The 23949-nt window shown below is 60.0% G+C and carries 21 protein-coding genes; 4 read left to right on the top strand and 17 right to left on the bottom strand.

What is annotated here, in order from left to right; genetic code table 11:
• Position 1: 1 nt before the first annotated feature.
• The 5 genes from ACIPHN_RS01010 to pepA form a co-directional block, all read right to left on the bottom strand.
• On the bottom strand, positions 2-856 hold the full coding sequence (locus ACIPHN_RS01010; RefSeq protein ID WP_400431460.1) for an SDR family oxidoreductase: 855 nt from the start codon (positions 854-856) through the stop codon (positions 2-4).
• Positions 857-981: 125 nt separating this feature from the next.
• Positions 982-1566: an OmpA family protein gene (locus ACIPHN_RS01005; protein ID WP_400431457.1), complete on the bottom strand. Its 585-nt coding sequence runs from the start codon at positions 1564-1566 to the stop codon at positions 982-984.
• Positions 1559-1999, bottom strand: a complete 441-nt coding sequence (locus ACIPHN_RS01000; RefSeq protein ID WP_400431454.1) for a FecR domain-containing protein — start codon at positions 1997-1999, stop codon at positions 1559-1561. Before ACIPHN_RS01000 ends, ACIPHN_RS01005 begins: the two co-directional genes overlap by 8 nt.
• 315 nt (positions 2000-2314) lie before the next feature.
• The gene (locus ACIPHN_RS00995) at positions 2315-3229 is read right to left on the bottom strand and encodes a LysR family transcriptional regulator (RefSeq protein WP_400431451.1); all 915 of its coding nucleotides are present in this window, start codon (positions 3227-3229) and stop codon (positions 2315-2317) included.
• A 362-nt stretch (positions 3230-3591) separates the two neighbouring features.
• Positions 3592-4434: a flocculation-associated PEP-CTERM protein PepA gene (gene pepA, locus ACIPHN_RS00990; RefSeq protein ID WP_400431449.1), complete on the bottom strand. Its 843-nt coding sequence runs from the start codon at positions 4432-4434 to the stop codon at positions 3592-3594.
• Positions 4435-4770: 336 nt separating this feature from the next.
• On the opposite strand from pepA, the gene ACIPHN_RS00985 reads away from it, so the two are divergent.
• Positions 4771-5646: a methyltransferase domain-containing protein gene (locus ACIPHN_RS00985; RefSeq protein ID WP_400431446.1), complete on the top strand. Its 876-nt coding sequence runs from the start codon at positions 4771-4773 to the stop codon at positions 5644-5646.
• Here ACIPHN_RS00985 and ACIPHN_RS00980 read toward each other — a convergent pair.
• The 8 genes from ACIPHN_RS00980 to ACIPHN_RS00945 all read right to left on the bottom strand — a co-directional run bounded on the left by ACIPHN_RS00980 (position 5643) and on the right by ACIPHN_RS00945 (position 16382).
• Positions 5643-7640, bottom strand: coding sequence for a ThiF family adenylyltransferase (locus ACIPHN_RS00980; RefSeq protein WP_400431443.1), 1998 nt, complete (start codon positions 7638-7640; stop codon positions 5643-5645). The genes ACIPHN_RS00985 and ACIPHN_RS00980 overlap by 4 nt on opposite strands.
• Before the next feature lie 33 nt (positions 7641-7673).
• The gene (locus ACIPHN_RS00975) at positions 7674-8273 is read right to left on the bottom strand and encodes a GNAT family N-acetyltransferase (RefSeq protein ID WP_400431440.1); all 600 of its coding nucleotides are present in this window, start codon (positions 8271-8273) and stop codon (positions 7674-7676) included.
• Positions 8274-9273: 1000 nt separating this feature from the next.
• Positions 9274-10437 (bottom strand): Gfo/Idh/MocA family protein, encoded by a 1164-nt coding sequence (locus tag ACIPHN_RS00970; protein ID WP_400431437.1) that lies wholly within the window; start codon positions 10435-10437, stop codon positions 9274-9276.
• Between the two features lie 52 nt (positions 10438-10489).
• The gene (locus ACIPHN_RS00965; RefSeq protein WP_400431434.1) at positions 10490-11500 is read right to left on the bottom strand and encodes a sugar phosphate isomerase/epimerase family protein; all 1011 of its coding nucleotides are present in this window, start codon (positions 11498-11500) and stop codon (positions 10490-10492) included.
• Positions 11501-11605: 105 nt separating this feature from the next.
• Positions 11606-12586: a substrate-binding domain-containing protein gene (locus tag ACIPHN_RS00960; protein WP_400431431.1), complete on the bottom strand. Its 981-nt coding sequence runs from the start codon at positions 12584-12586 to the stop codon at positions 11606-11608.
• 97 nt (positions 12587-12683) lie between these two features.
• On the bottom strand, positions 12684-13712 hold the full coding sequence (locus ACIPHN_RS00955) for an ABC transporter permease (RefSeq protein ID WP_400431428.1): 1029 nt from the start codon (positions 13710-13712) through the stop codon (positions 12684-12686).
• Positions 13693-15180 (bottom strand): sugar ABC transporter ATP-binding protein, encoded by a 1488-nt coding sequence (locus tag ACIPHN_RS00950; protein WP_400431425.1) that lies wholly within the window; start codon positions 15178-15180, stop codon positions 13693-13695. Before ACIPHN_RS00950 ends, ACIPHN_RS00955 begins: the two co-directional genes overlap by 20 nt.
• Entirely contained in the window at positions 15177-16382 is a 1206-nt protein-coding gene (locus ACIPHN_RS00945; RefSeq protein WP_400431422.1) for an ROK family transcriptional regulator, read from the bottom strand. The genes ACIPHN_RS00950 and ACIPHN_RS00945 overlap by 4 nt, the downstream gene beginning before the upstream one ends.
• 347 nt (positions 16383-16729) lie before the next feature.
• Between ACIPHN_RS00945 and ACIPHN_RS00940 the strand changes: the two genes are divergently transcribed.
• Complete coding sequence (locus ACIPHN_RS00940; RefSeq protein ID WP_400431420.1) at positions 16730-17704, top strand: hypothetical protein; 975 nt, start codon at positions 16730-16732, stop codon at positions 17702-17704.
• A 75-nt stretch (positions 17705-17779) separates the two neighbouring features.
• On the opposite strand, the gene ACIPHN_RS00935 is transcribed toward ACIPHN_RS00940, so the two are convergent.
• From ACIPHN_RS00935 to ACIPHN_RS00920, 4 genes are all read right to left on the bottom strand, one after another.
• Entirely contained in the window at positions 17780-18157 is a 378-nt protein-coding gene (locus ACIPHN_RS00935; protein ID WP_400431417.1) for a nuclear transport factor 2 family protein, read from the bottom strand.
• Positions 18158-18215: 58 nt separating this feature from the next.
• On the bottom strand, positions 18216-19208 hold the full coding sequence (locus tag ACIPHN_RS00930) for an aldo/keto reductase (RefSeq protein WP_400431414.1): 993 nt from the start codon (positions 19206-19208) through the stop codon (positions 18216-18218).
• 103 nt (positions 19209-19311) lie between these two features.
• Positions 19312-20727 carry an MFS transporter gene (locus ACIPHN_RS00925; RefSeq protein ID WP_400431411.1) on the bottom strand — a complete coding sequence of 472 codons (1416 nt, stop codon included), beginning with the start codon at positions 20725-20727 and terminating at the stop codon, positions 19312-19314.
• Positions 20727-21875: an iron-containing alcohol dehydrogenase gene (locus ACIPHN_RS00920; RefSeq protein ID WP_400431408.1), complete on the bottom strand. Its 1149-nt coding sequence runs from the start codon at positions 21873-21875 to the stop codon at positions 20727-20729. Before ACIPHN_RS00920 ends, ACIPHN_RS00925 begins: the two co-directional genes overlap by 1 nt.
• A gap of 128 nt (positions 21876-22003) precedes the next feature.
• Here ACIPHN_RS00920 and ACIPHN_RS00915 point away from each other — a divergent pair, with 128 nt between their 5' ends.
• A complete protein-coding gene (locus tag ACIPHN_RS00915) occupies positions 22004-22972 on the top strand; it encodes a LysR family transcriptional regulator (RefSeq protein ID WP_400431405.1) in 969 nt (322 codons plus the stop codon).
• 129 nt (positions 22973-23101) lie between these two features.
• The gene (locus ACIPHN_RS00910; RefSeq protein WP_400431402.1) at positions 23102-23932 is read left to right on the top strand and encodes an SDR family oxidoreductase; all 831 of its coding nucleotides are present in this window, start codon (positions 23102-23104) and stop codon (positions 23930-23932) included.
• The last annotated feature ends 17 nt before the right edge of the window (positions 23933-23949 follow it).

Raw genomic sequence — 23949 nt, 5'->3', positions numbered from 1 at the left:
GTCAGTTCCTTTCCTGCGATGGGTGTGAATGGTCGGGCGCGAGTTCGCCGAACCAGTAGGACGCGGTTACGCCGCCGTCCATGAGGAAGTCGCTGCCCGTGATGAAGGCGCCGTCCGCCCCCAGCAACAGGGCCGCGACCGAGCCCACTTCGTCGGGCGTACCGGCGCGCCCGGCCGGGCTCAGTGCGAGCATGCGCCGATAGCCGGCGCCACGCGGGCCCTGCAGCTCGTCGTTGGCCAGCGGTGTGATGATGATGCCGGGGCTGATGGTATTGAGCCGCGCACCGCGCTTGCCCCAGCGCACGGCCTCGGCCATCACGCGCAGTGCGTTGCCACGCTTGGAGAGCTGGTAGGCGTGCAGGGCATCGGTGACAGCGTCGGGCGCCAGGAAGGGCAGGGCCAGCAGCTCGTCGGCAGGGGTCATGGCCAGGGCCTGGCTCTGTTCCCGCGGGAGGGGGCCAAGCCGGTGGCCGGATTGCGAGGCGATCACCACGGCGGAGCCACCGCTGGCGATGACCTGGCCGAATTCTTCCAGGATCAGTGCCGTGCCGACCAGGTCGACCGCCAGGATGGTCGCGGGCGCCGCTTGCGAGGGCGACACACCGGCAGCGTGTACCACATGCCAGACCCGGCCCAGGGAGGCGGCGGTACGGACCAGCGCCTGCACCGATGCCCGCGAGGCGATATCGACGCTGGCGACTTCGGTCTGGAAACCGGCGTCAGCCAGGGTACGGGCAGCCGCCTGGGCGTGCTCCAGGCGCAGGTCGGCCAGCAGCAGCTTCTTGCCGGCGCCGACACGGCGCGCAATGGCCTGGCCGATGGACCCAGGACCGATGACGACAACGACGTCTTGCATGAGATGCTCCCGCTGGGTGATGGAATGGGGAGCATCGTACTGCCAGGAGATTGATCTGATTAGAGGGGAAATTCCGCAAGGACCTATGTATCAGGCTCATCAATCGCGAATAGCGTCCAGACGATTCATCGGATCTTGATTTCGACAAAGCGGTTGCGTGGCTCGGCCACGCCGCGCTTCTGGGCGACACGCGGATCGCGTGCGCCCTTGGCGATGACTTCGATGCTCAGGGCCTTGACGTTCGCACGCTGCAGTTCGCGCTCGATCAAGCGGGCGCGGCGAAGCGAGAGGGCGTCGTTGGAGGCATCACTGCCGATATTGTCGGCGTGTCCGATCAGGACGAATTCACCAGCGGGGAAGTCCTTGATCTCGGCAATCGCCTTCTTCAGAAACTCCTGCGAGGCGGGCGTCAGGCGATCCGTCCCCAATTCGAACAACAGGTCGTAACTGCGCGGGCGCGCGGGCAGGCTTCCGAGGACGTCGGCATAACGTTTTTCCACCTCTGGCTTGGCCAGGATCTGGGGCTTGTCGATCTTGCCCCGGGACGTTGCCACCGAGGCATAGGGTGTCTCCAGCGCGGTTTGCCCCGTGGCGGTCTTGACCACGATGCTGCTGGCCGAACCGTCGGCTTGCGGCAACAACAAGAATCGTTCGCTGGGACCAGCGCAGCCGGCCAGGACCAGGACCAGGGGAATCATGTACTTATTCATCGACCACCTCGACGATGAAGTCAGTGCCCCGGATGCCGATGGTCGCCGTGGGCGTGGAGAATTGCTGGTGCTCCGGCGCATGCTTGCCGATCAGGCCCGAGACATAGCGCAGCGTGCCTTTGGCAAGGCGCACGGCGATGTTGCCTTCGTCCGTTTTTTCGTTGAAGACGAACTGTTCAAGCACGAACTGGCTGTTCGGGCCTAGCGAGATCAGGGTATCGTCACGCAAGGTGAAGCCGATCGAACTGGCGGCGGCGGTGACGATGCGGTCCCCCTCGTAGAGGCGCGCGCCTATCGCCAGCGGAGTCATCTTGCCTCCACGCTGGGTCTGCACATCGCCATGCAAGACCTTGACAATGGCGGCCTGCCTGGCGGTGCTTTCCTGTGCGCCCACGTCGTACTGCGTCAACAGCAGGCTCAGGGTGAGCGCCATGCGCCCGTATCTGAACGGGGCGGCCGGGTTGCCTGCTCTTGTCATGCCCATGCACCATTCCTTTGATGCTGGCTCGATACACCGGCCAGCCGGCATTGCCATATTGATCATAATGTGGATCGATCTTTATTGAATAAAGATTCCACATGGCAATTTCGCAGAACAGGGCGAGGTTCGTCAAGTGCGCGCGGTTGAGCCGCCATACTCCTTGTGGCGGCAGGCTATGGGGCTTGCGTGTTTGATATTGTCATGGCGGCAATCGGTCAACGAAGTGCTTTTTTCGTTGCGACGGCGACTTCTCTGCCGCAATGGCCCTCACGACCGGGGATACATTTCCTGTTTCCAGAAATCAATGAAGGCCAGCATTTTTTGCGGGACCTTGGACCTGCTCGGGAAATGAAGAAAAAATCCAGCGCAATCAATCATGTAGCCCTCCAGGCAGCTGACCAGGTCACCGCGTTCAAGCAGGGGACGTACATTTTCCAGGGTCACGCAGAGGAGGCCGCCGCTCTCCAGGGCGAGTCGCACGCCCAACGACGGATCATTGATGATCAGACTGCCTTTCAGGGCGATGTCGAAGCGTCTTACACAGCTGTCGTGACTGTCTTCACGAAATGGCCAGCGACAGATATCGCCCCCCGGCTGCCGGAATCTGATGCAATTGTGTCTGACCAGGTCCTCGGGGTGCTTCGGTACACCATGCGCTTCAAAGTAGGCCGGTGAGCCGACCACCGCCAATTGTGTCGGCGCACTCAGCCTTACGGCGATCATGTCCTGGGCAATCATTTCCCCCTGGCGAATGCCGCCGTCGTAACCCTCTGCGGCGATATCCACCAGGCGATCCACGAAGTCCAATTCAAGCTCGATATCCGGGTGAGCTGCGGAGAATCTGACAAGTGATGGTGCAATGAGGGGCTGGGCGAGATAGGGCGCTGCCAGCCGTAGCAAACCGCTTGGCCGGCCGCCAATCTGCTGGGCCGCCTCGAACGCCGAGCCGACGTGCGCAACCCCCAGCCTGGCGTGTTCGAAGAACACTTCACCTGCCTCGGTCAGCTCGACCGAACGGGTCGTGCGGGCCAGCAGGGTGCGTCCTGCACGCTCTTCCAGCCGTTTGATGGTCCAGCTCACTGCGGCGTGTGTCACCCCCAGCTCACGGGCCGCCCCCGAAAAGCTCCGCTTCTCAACAACCCGGATGAATACCAAGACACCATTGAGAAGGTCTGCTTTCATGGGCGATCTCATTGAAATAGTCGATGCGATGTTGCACACGTCATCACGACGCCGTCATTGCTCCAGGCAGACGTCTGGCAGCTGGCCTGGTGTGCAAGGCAAAGGCGCGCGACGCACGCCGGGGTGCCGCTGGGCAGCACGTCCAGATGCGGATGCGATGGCAAGTGCCGATACGCCGCTGACGCGTCAGGGAAGGGGGCTAGCCGATCCATGCGGTGTTCAGGCAGCCAGCCGGGTCAGATGAACCCGGGCCGAGATGGCAACGGGAAGATCCCGCACCTGACCACTCCTGACGCCAACAGCACCAAGACAAACGGCCCGGCCGCGTGAGCGACCGGGCCGTCAGGCAAGGCTATCCAGAATCAGGATTTGCGGCGACGCAGGGCAACCAAGCCCATCAGGCCGGCGCCGAAGATGGCCAGCGAAGCCGGTTCGGGAATGTTGTTGAAGTCGGTGATACCCGATTCGTTGTTGATCGCGATGGCAGTGAACTCGCCAGCGCAACCATTGGCGGCACCACCCGTGCTCACATTGGTATTGCCGTTGCAGGTCAGGCCTTGCGAGGTGTTATTGAAGGCGCTGAAGGCAAATTGGTAGAACGGATCCGGCGAGGTGAAGAAGAGCTGACCGGCGGCGGTGAGGATGAAGTTGGTGTTGACGTTCTGGAATGCGCCACCCAGAGCGTCGATACCGGCGGCACCGGCGAGAACCTGGGTAACCGTACCCAGCAGAACCTGGGTACCCACCGTGGTCACGCTGGCATTGCTGCCGACGGTAGCCTTGTTGTAGATATTGTCATTACCCGCATCACCCCACAGGTTCAGCGTGATCGAGGTGACCGCGCAGCTCACCCCCGGTGCCAGAACGGAACCGCAGGAGAAGGTCTGGGTGAAGGTGGCATAAATGCCATAGTCGAAGTTGTCGCGGGTGATGGCCGCGCTGATGCCCGAGTCGTTCAGGCTGAAGGCGGTGTAGTCGATGTAACCGACACCCGTGTAGCTGTAGACGCCGCCGCTGGTACCGGTGTAGCTGATGCGGGCAGACGACACACCGGTCATAGCGTCAGCAGTGAAGGGAGTACCTTGCGTGGCCAGGCCATTGGTGTTCGGATTGACAGTGAATGTCGGGAGAGCGTGGGCCGCGGCAGCTGCCACGGTCATGACAGCCCCAACGGTGAGGGAGCGCAGTGTCTTAGTGCTGATCATATTAGTCTCCAGATGAGAACAGAAATACGTGAGCTTCGAGAGTCGGGTTAAAAAACGATGACATCCCAATCAAGGCATTCAGCTCTGCGACAGCCCCTGCCAAAATTTACTTTGTCACGCGATAAAGTGGCGATTAAACATTAAACTCTTGTTTGAATAGCAGCGTGTTTATCGACGGCGCAAAGTATGAAGCAATCAACATGCCAGTTATTTTTTTCACTTTAAAATCAATCGCTTACTAAAAATATCACAATGGGATCCCGGATTTTTGGCTAGAAGTGTAAGGAAATTCGACAACATGAAATTGCAACTATTCATTCATTGGGAATCAATAACATGCCAAATGCACAATTGTTAGGAACCGTAGTTCGCGAGATTTTCTCGCGTGAGAAGAGCCCGCGCCTCACCGAACCCGACCTTGTCATGGACGATCCCGACAATGTTGCCGCCTATGTCGAGGCCGGCCGCGAGCATGCCGTGATGGCGCCTGTCTATCTGTTCCATTGCGCCAACATCTGCGAAGTGATCCGACCGGGCGATACGGTGGTTGACCTGGCCTGCGGACCGGCCAATCAGTTGGCCATGGTGGCGCGACTCAATCCCGATATTCGCTTCATCGGGGTCGACCTGTCGGAGCCGATGCTGGAGAACGCACGCGCGCTGGTCGCCAGCATGGGCCTGAAGAATGTGGAATTCCGCCACGGCGACATCACCGACCTCAGCGTCTTCGCAGACGCGTCGGTGGATGCCGTGATGTCGACCATGGCCCTGCATCACCTGCCCACGGTCAACATGCTGTGCCAGACCTATGCCGAGGTGGCGCGCATCCTCAAGCCGGACGGCGGCGTGTACATGGTCGATTTCGGCCACCTCAAGGCAGAGCGCTCGATCAACTATTTCGCCTACCAGTACGCGGACCGGCAGCCGGCCCTCTTTACCGAGGATTATTACAACTCCTTGCGTGCAGCCTTCTATCCGGACGACTTCCGCATGGCCGTGAAGCCGCTGGAAGGGCGGGCCCGCCTGTACTCGACCGGGCTGCTCAAGTTCATGATGGCGCTCAAGAGCGCACCGCGGCGCGGTGCGGCGCCCGAGTTGAAGGCCCAATTGGCCACGCTCAAGCGTAACCTGCCCGAATGGCACAAGGCCGACATCGTCGACCTGATCCGCCACTTCCGCATGGGCGGCATGAGCTGCAACCTGCTGGATTAAGGGGCAGGGGAGGCGCCCGTGTCCGGCCGGTAGAGCAGTTGTTCCACCGGCAGTCGCTCCGAGCGGGCAGTGGGTGCAGGGCCGGCACCCAGCCGCCCCATGTAGACCGGGAAGAACTGATCCGTGAAGATCAGGGGTGCCGCTTCCTGCGCTAGCCGGCGCGCACGCTCGTGCAGGGCAGGGACGCTGGTGAAGGAACGACCCTCGCGCACGTATTTCGAAAAGATCAGGGGCGTCATTTCCGGCTGCATGAACAGCCCGAGCCGGGTCAGGGTCAGCCAGAAGCGCTGCAAGGCGCAGCCCGCCTCTACATAGTCGTCGATGCCCTGCGGTGCGCGCTTTGCCTTGATCACGAAGTGCGCGGCGCAGGCCAGGCTGGGTACCAGATCCATCTGCAGGCGCGGGGCCCAGGTGCCCATCACGGCGTTCATGGTTGACAGGCGCTTCCAGCTCACCATCGCCCATTTCATCAGCTTCAGGGTCATCTTGTCGACACCCAGGGCCTGGTCCGGCACCCTGTCCGGGCTGCGCGTTGCGTTCCAGTGGATGATGCGACGATGGACCTCATATGCCTCGGGCATCGTGAGGCGCAGCTTCGCATTGTTGAACATCAGGCGTGCGGTCTTGAGCTTGGGACCAAAGCCTTCGATCCAGTCGATCACATAGTCTGGCCCCACAGCCGCTTGCAGCGCCTGCTTCTCATCGTCGCGCAAGGGGCGGGTGCTCATCGGACGGCGCTGCACGCTGCGCTTCTCGACGGCATCCAGCAAGGGGCTGGGTGCGAGGCCGGGGTCGTGCGTGAAACGCAGGTCGAAGAGGGGAGACTCCACCGGGCTATCAGCACGTCGCGTGCAGCTCGCACGCAAGCCCTGGGCGCTGGCTGCGATGGAGATGGTCTCCAGCAACGCGCCCATCGAGATCTGGCTCGGGTGACCATCCAGGTCGTAGACGGTATCAGCGCGGGTGTCGTAGGCATGGACCACCAGGTGGTCGGCTGCGACCACCTCGAAGCGCCAGCACTGGGTGTTGTCACCGCTGGGCGCCCAGCGTGCCAGCTCAAGAATACGGTAGATGGCGGGCGGAATATCCTTGCTCGCGGCATCGTTGCGGATCGCCGGTGTCGCCGCGGCCAGCATGCTGCGCATCTGCTTGCCGGCGATGGCGATCATCAGGCGGTGCAGGGGATGGCGGTTGCCACCGGGGCGCCAGGTGCGCGCCAGCTTGTTGCGGTAGGCGTCGAACTGGACGCCATGCGGCGCAGCCAGGACTTTGCCGCGTCCGAGCAGGATCTTCAAGGCCTCGGTACCCACGACGCCGGCACACATCTGGCAGGCCATCATGGTCGACGGCCCGCGACGCTCGGCAAAGTTCACGGCCTCCGGCACCACCAGGTAGGGCCGGTGCAGGCCAGCCGGGGCCAGGCCCACCACGAAGCGGATCGCCTTGTCGAGTTCGGGCAGGTCGCCCCATTGGAAATATTCTTCGAAACTCATCCCGCCCGGCAGGAAGTTGAGCAGGGCCGCCCCCATGCCCAGGGGCGCCGCGGTGGTCGCCGGAATGCGCAGCTCGGCGCACATGGCGAAGGTCTGCTGGCGCGCGTCGAAGGCGAAGAAGTCGAGGGCATCCACATACAGGTCGACACCGGCCAGGAATTCGCGCAGATTGCCCTGGTTGACACCCTCGGGGAAGATCTTGATCTCGATCTCGGGATTGATGTCGCGCGCCATGCGCGCCAGCACTTCCGACTTGGGCTGGTCCACGGTCGACATCATGGCGCCGACCTGACGGTTGAAGTTGTGGATGTCGAAGGAGTCGAAGTCGGCGAGGTGGAATTTGGTGATGCCCAGCCGGGCCAGGGTCAGCAAGTGGACGCCACCGACGCCGCCACCGCCCGCGATGGCAACCCGTTTGTTGCGCAGGATCTGTTGTTCCTGAGGAGTCACCCAGCCGATATTGCGTGAGAACGCCTTTTCATAATTAAAAGAAATGCTCATCGATGCGGGGGGGAGATAAGAGGGGTTGAGGGGTCAGGCGGCGTGCAGCTCGTCCATGCGCATCAGGCGATTGATGATGCCGTACTCTTCGCGCGGCGAGAAGAAATAAGGGTAGAAGGAGCGGTCGGTGGTACCGCCCTCGGCATCGAAGGTGCCGCCGTATTTCTCGATCTGCTTGGTCACGTACTCGAAGTTCACGCGCAGCAGGTAGGCCGGGGCATTGACGCGCGGATTGATCTTCAGGTCGCCTTCCTGCTCGAAGCCGAGCATGCGCTCGTAGAAGCGGCGATGGCGCGGATTGACCTCGATCACGATATCGGTGCAATCGTAGATGTTACGGGCATAGATCACAGCCAGATGGAACAGGTTGGCGAGCGCGTTCTTCGATCGCACTGAAGGATCGAAGGCGAACTTGGTGAATTCGCAGAGGCGGGCGCCGCGATGACGATGGACGTCCAGCTCTTCCTTGAAGATCTGGTCAGCCATCAGACCGATCTTCGAGTCAATACCAATGGTAAGCGTCCCCACTACCTCACCCTTGTCCGTGGCGGTCAGGGTGATGCGATTGGGGTCATCGGTCAGCTGGTGGGTGCCGGGGTAACCCCGCCACGCGTACATCTTGTTGATCAGCATACTGGCCGAACTTCGACCGGCAGCCGTATCAGTTAGTCGAATTCCATACGAATCGTTATGCACGATTACGTCCTCTAATTGTGAGGGCGTTCTGTCATCATTCTCATCAAACACTTGAGCGTTCGATAGGGACAAATCCGTTCCACCCTCAGGATTTTTGATTTCTCCGGAAGTTGCCATCGCTGGGTACCCCTATGAATGCACGTCCTCAGATGAGTGGGCGCCCGTTAGGGCCCCCACTTGGCGTTCGGCTGTCGCGCGTCGCCTTATATTTTCTTTAACTTTGTGGCCCTAATATTAACGATTTAAAGAATCTTGGGCAATGCGCGGTACACCGATCTGCGGAAAAGTTCCATTTTGCGACAACAATTTATCGAGCAGTTTTTTGCGGCTCGTCTCCCGGCTGGAGCAGGCCCAGCGTCAGCCGGCAGCAGCTTTCTGTCGCCTAGGGTGTGGGCGACAATGGCTTGCAGAAACAGGGACGGGGGCGCGGGCACGGTCGGCCCAGGGCAGATTGTTCATGACTATCTGATTGTTTAAGTTACTCCTCGGCAATTTCTACGTCACCAGGACGGTCGTCTTCAAGCCGTGGTTCGGACTGCAACGGATGACCGCTGCATGCATTTCCCTAGGCTTGCGAGTGAGTCTTGACCTTGCAAAGGCTTGAGCGTTCGATGAGCACACCAGATATTTCCAGAAAACTGACGTATTCTCATAGGCTGATTTTGGCGATGGGCACATAAGTGCAAGACACACAACTAACTAGATAGATGAGATGGATGAAACAGAGAGTCGTGCTCTCTCCTTGATCCATTCAATACTTCGCATAATTTGTATTATGTAAAATTTCAAATGTGGTGACGCTGCGCCAATCCGTTGAAATCTTAACAACAGCCGTTCGTTGAAGCAAAAGTGCCGCGATTCCACTGCCGGCCCCTTGGATTCAAGCCAGAGATTTTTTTATCACTGATGAATATCCAGGGGCTGCACGCCTTGGGCCTCAATCCACGCTAGTCCATTTCTTTTCACTCGCAGCCGACTCCACCACTTTCTCGATAAAGCGCACACCCCGTGCACCGTCTTCCACGTTCGGATAGTCGGCGTCGAGCGGATCTGCAATACGTCTTTCCGCCCGTGCCCGAATGTCGGCTGCCACACCCAGATAGACATTGGCAAAGGCTTCGATGAAGGCCTCCGGATGCCCCGCGGGAATCCGTCCTGCCCGCCTGGCCGATTCGCTCAACCAGGGAGAACCGCGCGTGAGGATGCGGCGCGGCCCGTCCAGCGGCGCATGGATCAACTGATTCGGCTCTTCCTGGCGCCAGATCAGGCTGCCCAGCGTGCCGGAGACCTGCAAGCAAAGGTCGTTTTCCAGCCCCGCCGCGACCTGTGATGCCACGATGATGCCGCGTGCGCCCCCGGCATAGCGCAACAGCAACTGTGCGTCATCGTCCAGGCGGCGCCCCGTACCGAATACGCTCAGGTCCGCGCACAATGCATCCGGTCGCAGGCCGGTGACGGTGGCGGCCAGGTTCTCGGCATGCGAGCCGATATCGGCCATGCTGCCTGCGTTGCCGCTGCGCTGCGGGTCCAGCCGCCAGTCTGCCTGCTTGTTATCGCCGCCCTGCTCCACTGCGCTGGCCAGCCAGCCCTGGTTGTATTGCACGGCGATCTTGCGCAATGTGCCCAGTGCGCCGCTGCAAACCAGGTGGCGCGCCTCGCGCACCATGGGATAGCCGGTGTAGTTGTAGGTCACGCCGAAGACAGTACCTGCCTGGCGCACGGCGGCCACCAGTTCGTCGGCCTGGGCCGCTGTATGCACTAGCGGCTTGTCGCAGACGACGTGGAACCCCGCCTGGACGAAGGCCAGCGCCACCGGGTGATGCACGTGGTTAGGCGTGACGATGCTCACCAGGTCGACGCGCTCCCCGGGGCCTCTGCGCAGCTCGTCGGCCAGCAATTCCTGCCAGCTGCCGTGATTGCGATCATCGGCCAGGCCCAGCGTAGCGCCTGATTCGCGCGCACGTTCGGGCGAGGACGAGAACGCGCCGGCCACCAGCTCGAACTGGCCATCCAGGGCCATGGCCTTGCGGTGCACCGCACCGATGAAGGCGCCCTGTCCGCCGCCCACCATGGCGTAGCGGAGTTTTCTTTCACGGGACATACGTGGAATCCTTGCGTGTCTTGGTTGTTTTGATGGGGCGGCAGCCGAGGCCTCAGGCTTGGCGGTCCTTGGCAAACACGGCATCGAAGGCGCCGGTCGCCGGTTTGAAGTCGAGCCGCTTGCAGAAGGCTGCGCTCTCGGTGGCGCCATGCACGCGGTCCATGCGGCTATCCTCCCACTCCACTGAGAGCGGCCCCTGGTAGCCGATGTCGTTAAGCGCCACGATGATGGATTCGAAATCGATCATGCCACGCCCGACGCTGCGGAAATCCCAGTACCGGCGTGCATCGCCGAAACTGGTGTGGCCGCCGAACACGCCGACCGTGCCATCACCCTTGCCCCACCAGACGTCTTTCATGTGGGCGTTGTAGACGCGGTCGGCAAAGACGCGGATGAACTTCACGTAGTCAACGCCCTGGTAGGCCAGGTGACTGGGATCGAAGTTGAAACCGAAGCGCCGGTGCCCCTTGACCGCGGCAATGGCACGTTCGGCCGAGGCGATGTCGAAAGCTATTTCGGTGGGATGCACCTCCAAGGCGAAATTGACATCGTGCTCTTCGAAGGTGTCGAGGATGGGACCGAAGCGCTGCGCGAAGTCGGCAAATCCCTTGTCCCAGTAGGCCTGCGTGGTCGGTGGAAAGGCGTAGAGGGAATGCCAGACCGAGGAGCCGGTGAAACCGGTCACCGTCCTCACGCCAAAGCGGGCGGCGGCCTGCCCGGTATCGGCCAGTTCCCGGGCCGCGCGCTGGCGCACGCCTTCCGGATCGCCGTCACCCCACACATGCAGCGGCAGGATGGATCGGTGGCGCTCGTCGATGAGATCGCACACCGCCTGCCCCACCAGATGGTTGCCGATAGCGAAGCATTGCAGGCCGTGCCGCGCCAGCAGCGCGTGCTTGTCCTTGAGGTACTGCTCGGAGGCCAGCGCCTGCTGCACATTGAAGTGGTCGCCCCAGCAGGCCAGCTCCAGGCCGTCGTAGCCCATTTCGCGGGCCAGGGGCGCGAGTTCGGCCAGCGGCAGGTCGGCCCATTGGCCGGTAAAGAGAGTGACGGGTCTTGGCATGGGCCTGGCTCCTCTTGCGTGTGGTCGTGCGATGCGCCGCAGGTGCGGCGCGATAGTGATCGGGGAAAGACCCTGCCCCACTTCATGGCGGGACAAGGCCGGCCATCAGAACGGAGAGTCCGGGAAGTAGAAGCTCTTGGCGTTCTCCCTGGTGATCAGCACCGAGGGAATGATGGTAGTGGGTGGCAGTGTCTCACCCTTGATGCGGGCCTCGGCGGTGAGCTTGATCGAGTCATAGATGAACTTGGGGCTATACGAGACATTGGCCTGGATCAGCGGGTTACTGCCATCGATCAGGGTCTTGATCATGCCCTTGGCACCGGCGCCGCCAAACACCAGCTTGATGTCCTTGCGCTTGGCTTGCTCGATGGCCTTGAGCACGCCCACTGCCATGTCATCGTCGGCCGCCCACACGGCATCGATATGCGGGAAGCGTGTCAGGTAATCCTGCATCACCTTGAAAGCGTCGTCGCGGTTCCAGTTGGCGTACTTGGCGTCGAGCAGCTTGATGTCGGGATGCTGCTTGAGCACGGCGTTGAAGGCATCCATGCGCTCGTTGTCCAGCGTGGTGGCGATGCCGCGCAGGGCCACCACGTTGCCCTTGCCATTGAGCGTCTTGGCGATGTATTCGGCCGGGATCTTGCCGAAGGCGGTGTTATCGCCGGCGACATAGGCGTCCTGGGCGCTGGTGTCGGTCAGGCCACGGTCCACCACTGTCACGTAGATGCCCTTGGCCTTGACCTGGGCTACCGGTTTGGTCAGCGCCGCCGATTCGAAGGGGAAGATCACGAGCGTGGTGATCTTGTTGACGGTCACCAGATCCTGCAACTGGTTGGCCTGCTCGGGCGCACCTCCGGCGGTCTTGACGATGACCTGCAGGCCGGGATGGGCCTTTTCCAGATCCTTCTTGGCCTGGTTGGCCCAGTACACGATGCCCGCCGTGAAGCTGTGCGTGGCCGAGGGAATGGCCACGCCGACCACCACCTTGTTGGCCTGCGCCAAGGCTGGGCCTGCCACCACCAGGGCAGCTGCGGCGCCCATGGCTGAGAGCGCCAGGCGGCGGGTGAATGAAAGCTTGCTGTTCATGCGTTGTCTCCTGTTGTTGTTGAGAAAGGACATGCAAACCAACCCATTGGGGAACACACCGACAAACTGAAACCGCTCAATGAACACCTGGCCGGCCTCACCTCCTGCCACGCTGCATGAAGGCCACCGCGATGATCACGAAGCCCTGCACTGCCGCGTTCAGGTACACGCTGATGATGCTGGTCAGGTTGAGGATGTTGCTGATGACCGAGAGCAGGATGGCGCCCACCACCGTGCCGGTGATGCTGCCGGCTCCGCCCTTCAATACCGTGCCGCCCACGATCACTGCGGCGATCGCCTCCAGCTCCCATAGCAGACCGGTGGTTGGCGACGCAGACCCCAGGCGCGGCACATAGAGCAGCGTGGCGATGCCCACGCAGACGCCCAACAGCATGTAGGTGAGGATCTTGATCCTGTGCACGTCCACTGCGGCGTACTGCGCCACCTGCTCGTTGGATCCGATCGCCTGTACGTAGCGCCCATACGCCGTTCGGTTGAGGATCACGCCACCCAGCACCGCCACCAGCAGGAACACCCACACCGGCACCGGCACGCCCAGCAGGTTGGCGTAGTACACCGGGCTATAGATGTCGGAGAGATCGTTGTCCAGCGTGAGTGCGCCGCCATTGGAGAAATAGGTCAGAAAGGCACGGAAGATGCCCAGCGTGCCGAGGGTCACGATGAAGGGCTCGATGCGCCCCTTGGTGATCAGCAGGCCGTGTACCAGGCCGAAGACCGCCCCCAGCACCACCGCCAGCACCATGCCCGCCACCACGGCAGCGATGGGTGAACCCAGCAGCGGCGCCATGGTGTTCATGAACATGATCACCGCGCCGGCGATCAAGGCCGCCATCGAACCCACCGACAGGTCAATGCCTCCCGAGATGATGACGAAGCACATGCCCACCGCAATGATGCCGATGAAGGCCGTGCGGGTGAGCACGTTCATCACGTTGTCATAGGTAGCAAAATTGCTGTTGAGCAGCGTGCCAGCGATGCACAGCAACACCAGGCCGATGACGGGGCCAAATCCGTGCAGTCTCGCCCACCAGGCGGATGCGGTCGCTGCGCGGGGCCGATGATGAGAATCGGGAACGGCAGTGCGTTCAGCGGGTACCTGTGGCATGGGCAATCAACTCCTCTTCGGTCAGGTGGGGCTCTTGTAGTGTGGTCTGCAGCCGGCCGGCGCGCATCACCGCGACGCGGTGGCACAGGCCGATCAGCTCCATCAGTTCGGATGAAATCACGATCACCGCCAGGCCCTGCGCCGCCAGGCGCTGCACCAGGTGATAGATCTCGCGCTTGGCGCCCACGTCCACGCCACGCGTGGGCTCGTCGAGCACTACCACCGACGGCCCCGGATGCAGCACCTTGGCCAGGGCCAGCTTTTGCTGGTTACCGCCCGATAGCGAGGAAGCACGCACCTCCAGCGAACCGGTGCGTATGCCGAACTCCTGCACTGCATCGCGTAGCGCGCTTTGTTCCGCGGCGGGCTGCAGCCAGGGCCTGGCGTAGCGTTCCAGCGCCATCAGCGTGAGATTGGGGCGCAGGCCGAAATGCACGTGCAAGCCCTTGCCCTTGCGGTCTTCGCTGAGATAGGTCAGACCATGGCGCGCGGCGTCGCGCGGGCTGTTGAGCTCTACCTGCCGGCCCGCCAGCTCCAGCACGCCGCCCGCACGCGGACGCAGGCCCAGCAAGCCTTCGAACAATTCAGTGCGCCCGGCGCCAACCAGACCGGCGAATCCCAGGATCTCGCCGCGCCTCACCTCGAAATCGATATCTTCGGCCCAGCCGGGTACCGTCATGCCACGTACCCGGATCGCCGGTGCGCCGCCCGGTGCAGGCCGTTTTTCCGGGAACAGGTCGGCCAGCTCGCGCCCGACCATCAGGTTGGCCATCTGCCGTCGGGTGAGCGACGCCGTTGCTTCGCGCGCCACCAGCAGGCCGTCGCGCATCACGATTACCTCGTCGGTGGTGCGCTCTACCTCGTCCAGCTTGTGCGAGATATAGATGATGGTCACGCCTGCCGCCTGGAGTTCGGCCATCAGTGCGAACAGGCGCTCGGTCTCCCCAGGTGTCAATGTGGCGGTCGGCTCGTCCATGATGAGCAGGCGCGCATTCCGGACCAGCGCGCGGGCGATCTCCACCAGCTGCTTCTCGGCCACGATCAGCTTGCGCACACGGGTGTCGGGATCCAGCAGCAGGCCGACCTTGGCTAGCGCCGCGCGGGTCTGTTCGCGCATGGCACGGTCGTCGAGGAACAGGCTCTTGCGGATTTCGTGACCGAGGAAGATGTTTTGTGCGATCGTGAGATCGTCGGCCAGATTGAATTCCTGGTGGATCAGCACGATGCCTTGGGCCTCGGCCGCACGTGAGCCACCGCCCGATGCACGCACCGCGCCGTCGATGACCAGCTCGCCGGAGCTCGGGCTCTCATAGCCGGCCAGGATCTTCATCAGCGTGGACTTACCCGCGCCATTCTCGCCCAGCAAGCCGTACACGCGGCCCGGTTTCAGCGCGAAGCTCACACCGTGCAGCACGCGTACCAGGCCGAATTCCTTGGTCACGTTGCGAAATTCGATAGCGAGGCTCATGGCATCACTCCGCCCGCACTGGCCATGCTCTCCTGCATCGCCAGTACGCCCGCTCCCACCACACCGGCCTCGTCGGCCAAAGGCGCGTACTGGATCTCAAGATGGCGTGTCGACAGTGCCAGCGAGCGGTGGTAGACGCTCTGCCGAACCGACGCCAGGAACAGCGGACCCATGTCGGTGACCCGGCCGGCGATGAACACATGCGAGGGATTGAAGAAATTGACGACGGAGGCGAGCATCTGCCCCACCAGATTGCCTGCACGCTGGATGATGGCATTGGCCGCGACATCACCGGTACGGCTGGCCTGTGCCACGTCCTCCGGCGTCAGGGTGCCGTTGGCTTGCAGGCGCTCGCCCAGCACCACACTTTCGCCACGCTGCGCGGCCTCGATCGCCATGCGCGCCATCGCGGGCGCCGCTGCCATCGCCTCCACGCAACCCTGGTTGCCGCAGTGGCAGCGCGGCCCGGTCTGGTCCACGCAGATATGGCCGACGTCGCCGGCCGAGCCATTGGCACCGCGGTACACCTGTCCATGGCACACGATGCCACAGCCGATGCCGGTGCCGACCTTGATCACCAGGAAGTTGGGCAGATTGCGCTGCAAGCGATACATCTCGCCCAGCGCCATCAGGTTGACGTCGTTGTCCACGAACACCGGCGCGGAAAAAGCCTCACGCAGGTAGTCGCGGATGGAAAAACCGTCCCAGCCGGGCATCAGCGGCGGATTGACCAGCTGGCCGCTGGCGAAATCGACCGGCCCGGGTACACCCACCCCGATGGCGATCACCTTGGACGCCGGTAAGCCGCAGCGGGTCATCAACTCCCGCATCAGGCTGCGCAGCCGTGCCAGGACCACGCCCGGCCCCTGGCGCACGTCGATAGGTTCACGGTGACGCGCCAGCAAGCTCATGTCTGGCCGCATGACGGCTACCTGCATGTTGGTGGCCCCGAGATCGGCACCGATCACCACACCCAGCGTCTCGCTCAGGCGCAGCGTCTCGGCGCGGCGGCCTCCGGAGGACTCCTGCAGCCCGACTTCATCGAGCAGCCCCTCGTCCAGCAAGGCCGCCACCATGGCGTTGGCCTTGCTCTTGGAATAGGCCAGCCGCTGCGCCAGCGCGTTGCGCGAGGCGCCCGCCGACCAGAAGATGGTCTGCAAGACGTCGAGGTCTTCGGTGCCGCAATTTCGCCAGCGTGCCAAGGCTTGTCTCCTGTCATGGCGTCTCAAGGCGGACGCCTGCAGGAATACTATGTGGTCAGCTTTGGCTTATCAAGGCGTAACTTAGACCAAAAAATGGTCAATGCCTCAGATCTACCTACAGATTTCCTCGACGACAGTAGATTGGAGCTGAGAAGACTGGTACCCAATTCATGAACAAGCGACATATGTTCAATCAGATTGTGACCACTAATCGTACACATATATGTGACATAAAATCTTCCCGAAATCAGCAATCGCCAGATGCGCCCAAGTCTTGAGCAGGGCATCTGCGATGAGCGTGCAATCACATGGTGTTGCCCGGTCACCTTCAAATGGAGTCATCAAAATTGAAAATTACAAAGCGCCCCGTCTTGATCTTGTTAGCCGCCGTTTCGCTGATATCAAATATTGCATTTGCTGCACCAACAACAATAATTGAGTTCAGTGGTGACACTATCTATCCAGAATCAGTCAGCTGGTCGAATCAACAAAACCGGTTTTTTGTTGGTTCAGTGCGTCATGGAGGCATTGGGACGGTAGATATGAACGGTCAATACAAACCGTTTGCACAAGATGGCGCTCTCCCCTCCACCTTCGGAATTAATATCGACGATACGCACCAAAAAGTGTGGGTGACAATTGACGATCTGGGAACCGGCGCTAGCTCTTCCGCTGAGACACAAGGGAAACTGGCAGCCGTAGCGGTGTTTGATTCAAAAACCGGCAAGAAACTTGCCTATTACGATATGCACAGTATCGGGCCAGGTCCTCGTTTAGCCAACGACGTGGCCGTCGACAAAGATGGCAACGCATACGTGACCGACAGCTATGCCCATGTCGTCTATCGCATAGATCAAGCCGGAAAACTTAGCATCTTCGCCAGCAGTCCGCTATTCGAGACGGGCGAAATGTTCGGTCTCAATGGCATTGCTGTTCATCCTGATGGCTACCTTCTGGTTGGCGCATGGAACAGTGGCGAATTGTTCCGCATCGCACTTGACGACCCCAAGAACATAACAAAGCTGCGCATTGGTGAAACATTGAAAGGCATGGATGGCATCACGCTGCTGGATGCTCAGAATTTGATCGCGACCATCAATGTCGGGAAACCGCGTGCCGTGCGGCTACAGTCGAACGATGGTTGGAAAACCGCGCAAATTGCAGAGACAATGCCAGCTGCGAGTACCTTTCCATCATCTGCCACCCGCGCTGGAAACGATGTATGGGTTCTGAACACGCGCCTGGATACGCTCATTGATCCCAAGGCAGAAAAAGTGAACAGCTTCATTCTGCAGAGTTTCAAGGAATCGGCAAAGGAATAATCGGGATCGTGCCCCCTCTTGGGCAATAGGCAGGATAGCTGAAAACAGGAGTCTGCCCCTGCCTTGGTGCTGCATTCAATAGGTACTGGCGTGCGCCGATAGCATTAACCAGCGCCCATTGTGATACGAACATTCGATTTCAAGCCGTAGCGGCCAGACTCCCTTTACGCCCCAAATATCGGCCTCGACGCGATTTTGTCCGATCAAAGTGGCCTTCGTACCCTTGACGTCAATGCGAACACTCTCTTTCACAGATGTCGAATACTGCATGCGCCCAGACTCGATATGCGACAGCCACTCATCCTTGGGCTGATCATATCCGGTCATATGAACGAGATGGAAGTTGTCGGCAAGTATGCTTGATAGCGCAGTCGTATCTCGCTCAACCATCGCACGATACATTTTTTGATATAGCAGCGTCAGTTCCTTCTGCGCTGACTTTGATTGAAGCATTGCAATTATCCCGGTCAATTACGGCCAGTTCTACAAAGGTAGCCTGGCCGCTTCTCATTTACATCATCCCTAACACTGGGTGCGATAGGTATGGCTGCTCAAGTCGTTGTATTTCTTCTGGAGTAAGTTGAATATCCAGCGCAGCCACCGCTTCTTCCACATGATTGGTGGACGTCGTCCCGACAATCGGCGCGGTGATGTAAGGCTTGCTGAGCATCCATGCCAGGGCAAGTTTTCCCATTGAAATGCCTCGTTCCTGAGCCATCGATTGGACGTTATCGACCACGATCTTGTCCATTGCGTTTGTACCATCCCACACCCACTTCGATACCTCGTCAACCTTCACGCGAGGTGTGATCGTTCCCCAGGGATGGGCCAATCGTCCTCCAGCGAGGGGACTCCATGGCGTCAGTCCAATTCCACGGTCCTGGCAAAGCGGTATCATTTCCCGCTCTTCCTCGCGATAGATCAGGTTGTAGTGGTTTTGCATGGCCACGAACTTGGTCCAACCATTTTTCTCTGCAATGTTCTGCATTCTCTCGAATTGCCAGGCATACATGGTCGAGGCACCAATGTAGCGGGCTTTTCCGCTCTTCACTACGTCGTGCAAGGCTTCCATCGTTTCTTCCATCGAGGTCAGCGGATCGAGGCGATGAATGGTGTACAAGTCCACGTGGTCCAGCCCCAGGCGCTTGAGACTCTTGTCGATCTCTCCCAGGATCGCTTTACGCGAGAGCCCGCCGCCATTCGGCTTTCCCGGGCGCATTTCCATACGTACCTTGGTCGCCACGACGATCTCGTCCCGATCCAGCGAGAACTCCTTGATGAGTCGTCCCGTGACCTCTTCGCTGGAACCCAATTGATAGATGTTCGCTGTATCAAAGTAGTTGATCCCGGCCTCAATGGCTTTCCGGAAGATGGGCTTGGCCTCGTCGAAATCCCTGGCCCACGGGAAAAGACCGTGTTCAGGACCTGGTTTGCCAAAGCTCATCATGCCCAGGCATATCTTCGACACATCCATGCCGGTGTTTCCCAGCTTCGTGTATTTCATGACTCGTCCTTTCAATTGCTGGATTGGAGATTAGTGATAAGCCCAGGGCTTACCTGCGGTGAATCTGATCTTGGTTGACCAGACGTTTCGTTGACCAATCAGATCAATGGGATGGCCGACTTGTAGCCTGCGAGCCATCTCGAACGACCAGAGTGACAACTGCGATAAGTGCAAGCAATATCAGTATTGCGGCCGCCGAGATCGCCATGCCGATTCGATGTGTCAAGGCTGCCACGGCGGTATCCGCGACTACGGGAGTTGATGCAGCGAATACGACGACCAAGGTCGCCAGCCCTAGCGCCCCTCCAAGCTGGTGCGCCACGCCCACCAGCCCTGAGGCAGAACCGGCATCGTCCCTCTGTACGCCAGCCACGCCGGAAATCGTCAGTAACGCCAGCGACGATCCCATCCCCGCTCCCACAAGTATCATTGGCAACATCACACCCCATACAAGCGAGCTGCCTACCCGGAGTTGTCCGAGCCAAGCCATCCCGATCATCGAGATCGTTAGCGCGGCAATCAGGACTGCATGGCTTCCAAATCGTCTTACCAGACGAGGGGCCATCAGCGCACCGATGAAATTCACCAGCATAGAGGGAAAGAAGATGGCACCGGCCAACATGGGCCGCAGCCCCAGCACTCCCTGAAGATACTGCGTGGAATAAAAGAAGAATCCCATTGCCGAACCGATGAACAATACCCGGGCCGTGTTGGCACCGTTACGCTTCTTGCTCGAAAAAAGGCGGAGTGGCAAGATCGGTTGGCTGGCTCGCCGCTCGACAAGAATGAACAGGCCGAGACAGACAACACCTATCGCCAATGGTGCGGCAGTTTGCCAATGCAGCCAGCTTTCTTCCGCCGCATGAACAAGCCCATACACCAGCGCAACCACTCCTATGGTCGAAAAGAGTGCGCCAGCGACGTCAAAGCGCCCCTCTTGGCGCGGCGTTTCGACAATGTAGCTACGTGCCGCCCACATGAGTGCCAGGCCCAATGGCACATTGATATAGAAACCGGCCCGCCATGAGACAAGATCTGCAAGCAGTCCTCCCGCGACCAGGCCAACGCTGGCGGTAATGCCACCAACCGCGCCATACCAGCCAAGTACGCGATTTCGCTCGGGTCCTTCCGCGAAGCTGGTGGAGAGCAGCGCTAGCGTCGACGGTGCCAAAATTGCAGCACCGATACCTTGCACCGCCCGACTGGCAATGAGCCAGGCTGGCGACATGGCCAATCCAATGGCCAGCGACGATATCGTGAATAGCCCGAGTCCGGCCATGAAGACCTTGCGGCGGCCAAGCAGATCTCCAGCCCTGGCACCCAACAACATGAATCCGCCGAATGCCAGTGCATAGGCATTCTGTACCCACGACAAGCCGGCTGCCGAGAAACCGAGGCCTTCCCGGATTGATGGGAGACCGGTGATCACGATCGAATTGTCGATCACGATCATCGCGTAGCTCGCTAGTACGATGAGTACCAGAAATGATCGTCGCGGCATGGTTTGCGCGTTGCGCATCACAAGGCGCTCTGCAGAATGGTCTGGACCACGTCCGGCGTATACGTTTCTGCGATACCGAAATAGCGGGCATTGCCCAGGACGTTCTCGATAACCGCTGGCAAGTCCGACTGGTGGATGCCCAATTGCGACAGTCGTGTGGGCGTACCGATCGAGTCAAACCACTTTTCCAGCGCTGCGATCCCCTCCTCCGCTGTGGACTTCCCGAAGATGTGCTTGGCGAAACGCTCGAACTGCGCGGCATTGTGTTGCTGGTACCACTTCATCCATGCGGGCATCACGACCGAGAGGCCAGCGCCATGCGGAACGTTGAACAATGCAGACAACGCATGCTCGATCATGTGGTTCGGGTAGCTGAATCCCGAGGTTCCAGCGTAGATCAGGCCATTGAGCGCCTGGGTGGAAGCCCAGGCGAATTCGCTGCGGGCATGATAGTCGGTGGGATCCTTGAGCAATGCCTCGGTGGTCTCCATGACGGTATTGATGATCGCCTCTACCATCCGCGAATGGAAGCGCGGCTGCACGCTTGCCGTGAAGTAGCCCTCAATGCAGTGCGCGATGATATCGGCAGCGGAATAGACCAGGTAGTTGCGTGATACCGTCTGCATCAGCGCCGGATTGACGATCGATACCCTGGGGAACAGCTGGACCGAACCGATGGCAAATTTCTCTTTGGTGTCTTCATTGGTCACTACAGCGCCGCTATTCATCTCGCTACCTGTTGCGGCCAAGGTCAGGATGTCGAAGACAGGAAGTGCTGTATCGATCTGTGCTTTGCCGATGAACAGATCCCACACATCGCCCTGATAAGGAACCCCGGCAGCAATGGCCTTGGCGCTGTCAAGGACGGAACCACCGCCGACGCTGAGAATGGCATCGACATTCTCGGCTCGCGCCAGGGCAATGGCCTGACGTACCTTGGAGATGACGGGATTGCTGACAATTCCGCCGCACTCGACGAACTGGACCTGATGAGAGTCCAGGCTCTTGACGACCACGGCGAACAAGCCGTCATGCTTGATCCGCTCACTGCCGTAGCACAGCAGTACTTTCTTGATGCCGGCCTCGGCCAGGTGCTGGCCGATCAACTGTTCCTTGTTGGTACCAAAATCCACCTTGGTCGGGTTGTAGAACAAAAAATTGTCCATGGTTCTGCCTCTTTTCCACGTTAAATGATGCGATGCCGGCACTTTAATCGGCTCATCAACATTGAACTAGATGGATATTCGTTGAATAATTAACATCCATTACTTGTGAATTAAATCGTGGAGCGAATGTGGCCATCAACGAATTGCGGTGCATCACGACATTTGTACGCACGGCCGAACTAGGCAGCATCAGCAAGGCCGCGGAATCACAGGAGATTTCCCAGCAGGCTGCAAGCAAGGCCCTCGCCCAACTGGAGCAACACCTGGGCGTGCGACTGTTTCACCGCACCACGCGTAGCGTCTCGCTAACAGAGGAGGGACAGAGGTTTCTGGAGGCGACGCAACCCTCCTTGGTCGCACTGCAGCAAGCGCTGCAATCGGCGCGGAGTACCAAGGAAGAGATCGCCGGCCCGCTGCGTATTCTGGCGCCCCGTACCGTGGTTCAATCGCTGCTGGGGCCGGTTCTCGATGAATATTGCCGGCTTTACCCTGAGGTCGTCCCCGACATGCAGCTCGACGACCGGATCGGCAATTGGGTAGAAGATCGCATCGACGTCGCTTTCCGATTGGGCAACCCGCCGCAGGAAGGCGTCATTGCCCGGGTGCTATTGCCCTTGCAACTCATCATCTGTGCCGCCCCCAGCTACATTCGGCGGTATGGTGTGCCGCGCAGCCTGGCCGATCTCAACTCACATCGATGTAGTGCATTTCGTCGCGCCACCGATAGCCGGTTGGCTCCCTGGCGCGTCCAGGTTGGAGATAGCATCCAGGATCATCATGTCCGTCCTTCGTTTAGCACGAACGATGAAGCCTTCGAACTGCGCGCCACATTGGCCGGCGAGATTGTGGCGCAACTGGCGGGTTCCACGGCCGCCCAACATATCCGGGCAGGCCGCTTAGTGCCCTTGCTAATCGATCACATGACCGATCATTACAACCTGTACATCTACTATGGAAGTCGGACTGGTCAACCGGCGCGGGTGCGCAGCTTCATCGATCTCGTCGTTGAACGCCTGCACGACAATCCCGATTTCATTTTCACGCGGGAAGAATTGGCCGCTTTCCAGTCAAGAGGAATTGGAAAAATACGCAGATAAACATTCAGGTTTGTCTACTCGCACGATTCATGAACTGATCGCATAGGTTCATGCAGTTTCATGTGACTAATCAACAGTGTCCTCAGGCGCTAGGATGTCCCTCATCCCAAATTGAATGAGGAGGAAGTCATGAACGACGTCATCGTGGTCATTGGTCCGGGGTCTATCGGCCAGGCGATTGCCCGCCGGGTGAGCGCCGGGAAAAAGGTACTGTTGGCAGATATCCATATCGAGAACGCGAAAATGGCGGCCGAAGTGCTCTCCAATGCTGGCTTTGAAACCGAAGTGGCCAGTGTCGACATCTCGTCAAGAGCATCGATCCAGGCGCTTGTCCGCCAAGCCAGTTCGATGGGCAATGTATTCGGAGTCATCCATGCTGCAGGCGTTTCCCCGTCACAGGCATCGCCACAGGCCATCCTGAAGGTAGATCTGTATGGCACCGCCCTCATTCTTGAAGAATTCGGCAACGTCATCGCCCGCGGCGGTTCTTGCGTCGTCATTGCCTCGCAGTCCGGCCATCGCCTTGGCCCTTTATCGATTGAGCACAGCAAGGCGCTGGCGACGACCCCCACCGAAGAATTGTTGGCGTTGCCTTTTCTTGCCCCCGAGGTCGTCACAGATTCCCTGAATGCGTATCAGCTTTCCAAACGCGGCAATTCGCTGCGCGTAATGGCCGAAGCAGTCCGTTGGGGAAAGCGTGGTGCGCGCGTGAACACGATCAGTCCCGGCATCATCATGACGCCGCTGGCCAACGATGAACTGCGGGGGCCACGCGCGGAAGGTTATCGCCGCATGCTGGAGCTAAGCCCTGCTGGCCGTGCCGGCACGCCTGACGAAGTCGGTTCTGTTGCGGCATTGCTGATGGGGGCAGATGGTGCCTTCATCACCGGTAGCGATTTCCTGATGGATGGTGGCGTCACTTCGTCGTATTGGTTCGGCGAGCTGGCGCCGCAACACTAGAGATGGAATCCACGGTG

The sequence above is a fragment of the Herbaspirillum sp. NPDC087042 genome (assembly GCF_044745245.1).
In the GTDB taxonomy this organism is placed as follows: Bacteria; Pseudomonadota; Gammaproteobacteria; order Burkholderiales; family Burkholderiaceae_D; genus Herbaspirillum.
The sequence above is the reverse complement of the archived record's forward strand: the minus strand, read 5'-3'. Positions and strand labels throughout refer to the sequence as shown.

What these genes read in the sequence shown, in the direction of transcription:
- ACIPHN_RS01010 (WP_400431460.1), bottom strand. Translation starts at nt 856, where the DNA reads ATGCAAGACGTCGTTGTCGTCATCGGTCCTGGGTCCATCGGCCAGGCC.
- ACIPHN_RS01005 (WP_400431457.1), bottom strand. Translation starts at nt 1,566, where the DNA reads ATGAATAAGTACATGATTCCCCTGGTCCTGGTCCTGGCCGGCTGCGCT.
- ACIPHN_RS01000 (WP_400431454.1), bottom strand. Translation starts at nt 1,999, where the DNA reads ATGGCGCTCACCCTGAGCCTGCTGTTGACGCAGTACGACGTGGGCGCA.
- ACIPHN_RS00995 (WP_400431451.1), bottom strand. Translation starts at nt 3,229, where the DNA reads ATGAAAGCAGACCTTCTCAATGGTGTCTTGGTATTCATCCGGGTTGTT.
- pepA (WP_400431449.1), bottom strand. Translation starts at nt 4,434, where the DNA reads ATGATCAGCACTAAGACACTGCGCTCCCTCACCGTTGGGGCTGTCATG.
- ACIPHN_RS00985 (WP_400431446.1), top strand. Translation starts at nt 4,771, where the DNA reads ATGCCAAATGCACAATTGTTAGGAACCGTAGTTCGCGAGATTTTCTCG.
- ACIPHN_RS00980 (WP_400431443.1), bottom strand. Translation starts at nt 7,640, where the DNA reads ATGAGCATTTCTTTTAATTATGAAAAGGCGTTCTCACGCAATATCGGC.
- ACIPHN_RS00975 (WP_400431440.1), bottom strand. Translation starts at nt 8,273, where the DNA reads ATGCTGATCAACAAGATGTACGCGTGGCGGGGTTACCCCGGCACCCAC.
- ACIPHN_RS00970 (WP_400431437.1), bottom strand. Translation starts at nt 10,437, where the DNA reads ATGTCCCGTGAAAGAAAACTCCGCTACGCCATGGTGGGCGGCGGACAG.
- ACIPHN_RS00965 (WP_400431434.1), bottom strand. Translation starts at nt 11,500, where the DNA reads ATGCCAAGACCCGTCACTCTCTTTACCGGCCAATGGGCCGACCTGCCG.
- ACIPHN_RS00960 (WP_400431431.1), bottom strand. Translation starts at nt 12,586, where the DNA reads ATGAACAGCAAGCTTTCATTCACCCGCCGCCTGGCGCTCTCAGCCATG.
- ACIPHN_RS00955 (WP_400431428.1), bottom strand. Translation starts at nt 13,712, where the DNA reads ATGCCACAGGTACCCGCTGAACGCACTGCCGTTCCCGATTCTCATCAT.
- ACIPHN_RS00950 (WP_400431425.1), bottom strand. Translation starts at nt 15,180, where the DNA reads ATGAGCCTCGCTATCGAATTTCGCAACGTGACCAAGGAATTCGGCCTG.
- ACIPHN_RS00935 (WP_400431417.1), bottom strand. Translation starts at nt 18,157, where the DNA reads ATGCTTCAATCAAAGTCAGCGCAGAAGGAACTGACGCTGCTATATCAA.
- ACIPHN_RS00930 (WP_400431414.1), bottom strand. Translation starts at nt 19,208, where the DNA reads ATGAAATACACGAAGCTGGGAAACACCGGCATGGATGTGTCGAAGATA.
- ACIPHN_RS00925 (WP_400431411.1), bottom strand. Translation starts at nt 20,727, where the DNA reads ATGCGCAACGCGCAAACCATGCCGCGACGATCATTTCTGGTACTCATC.
- ACIPHN_RS00920 (WP_400431408.1), bottom strand. Translation starts at nt 21,875, where the DNA reads ATGGACAATTTTTTGTTCTACAACCCGACCAAGGTGGATTTTGGTACC.
- ACIPHN_RS00910 (WP_400431402.1), top strand. Translation starts at nt 23,102, where the DNA reads ATGAACGACGTCATCGTGGTCATTGGTCCGGGGTCTATCGGCCAGGCG.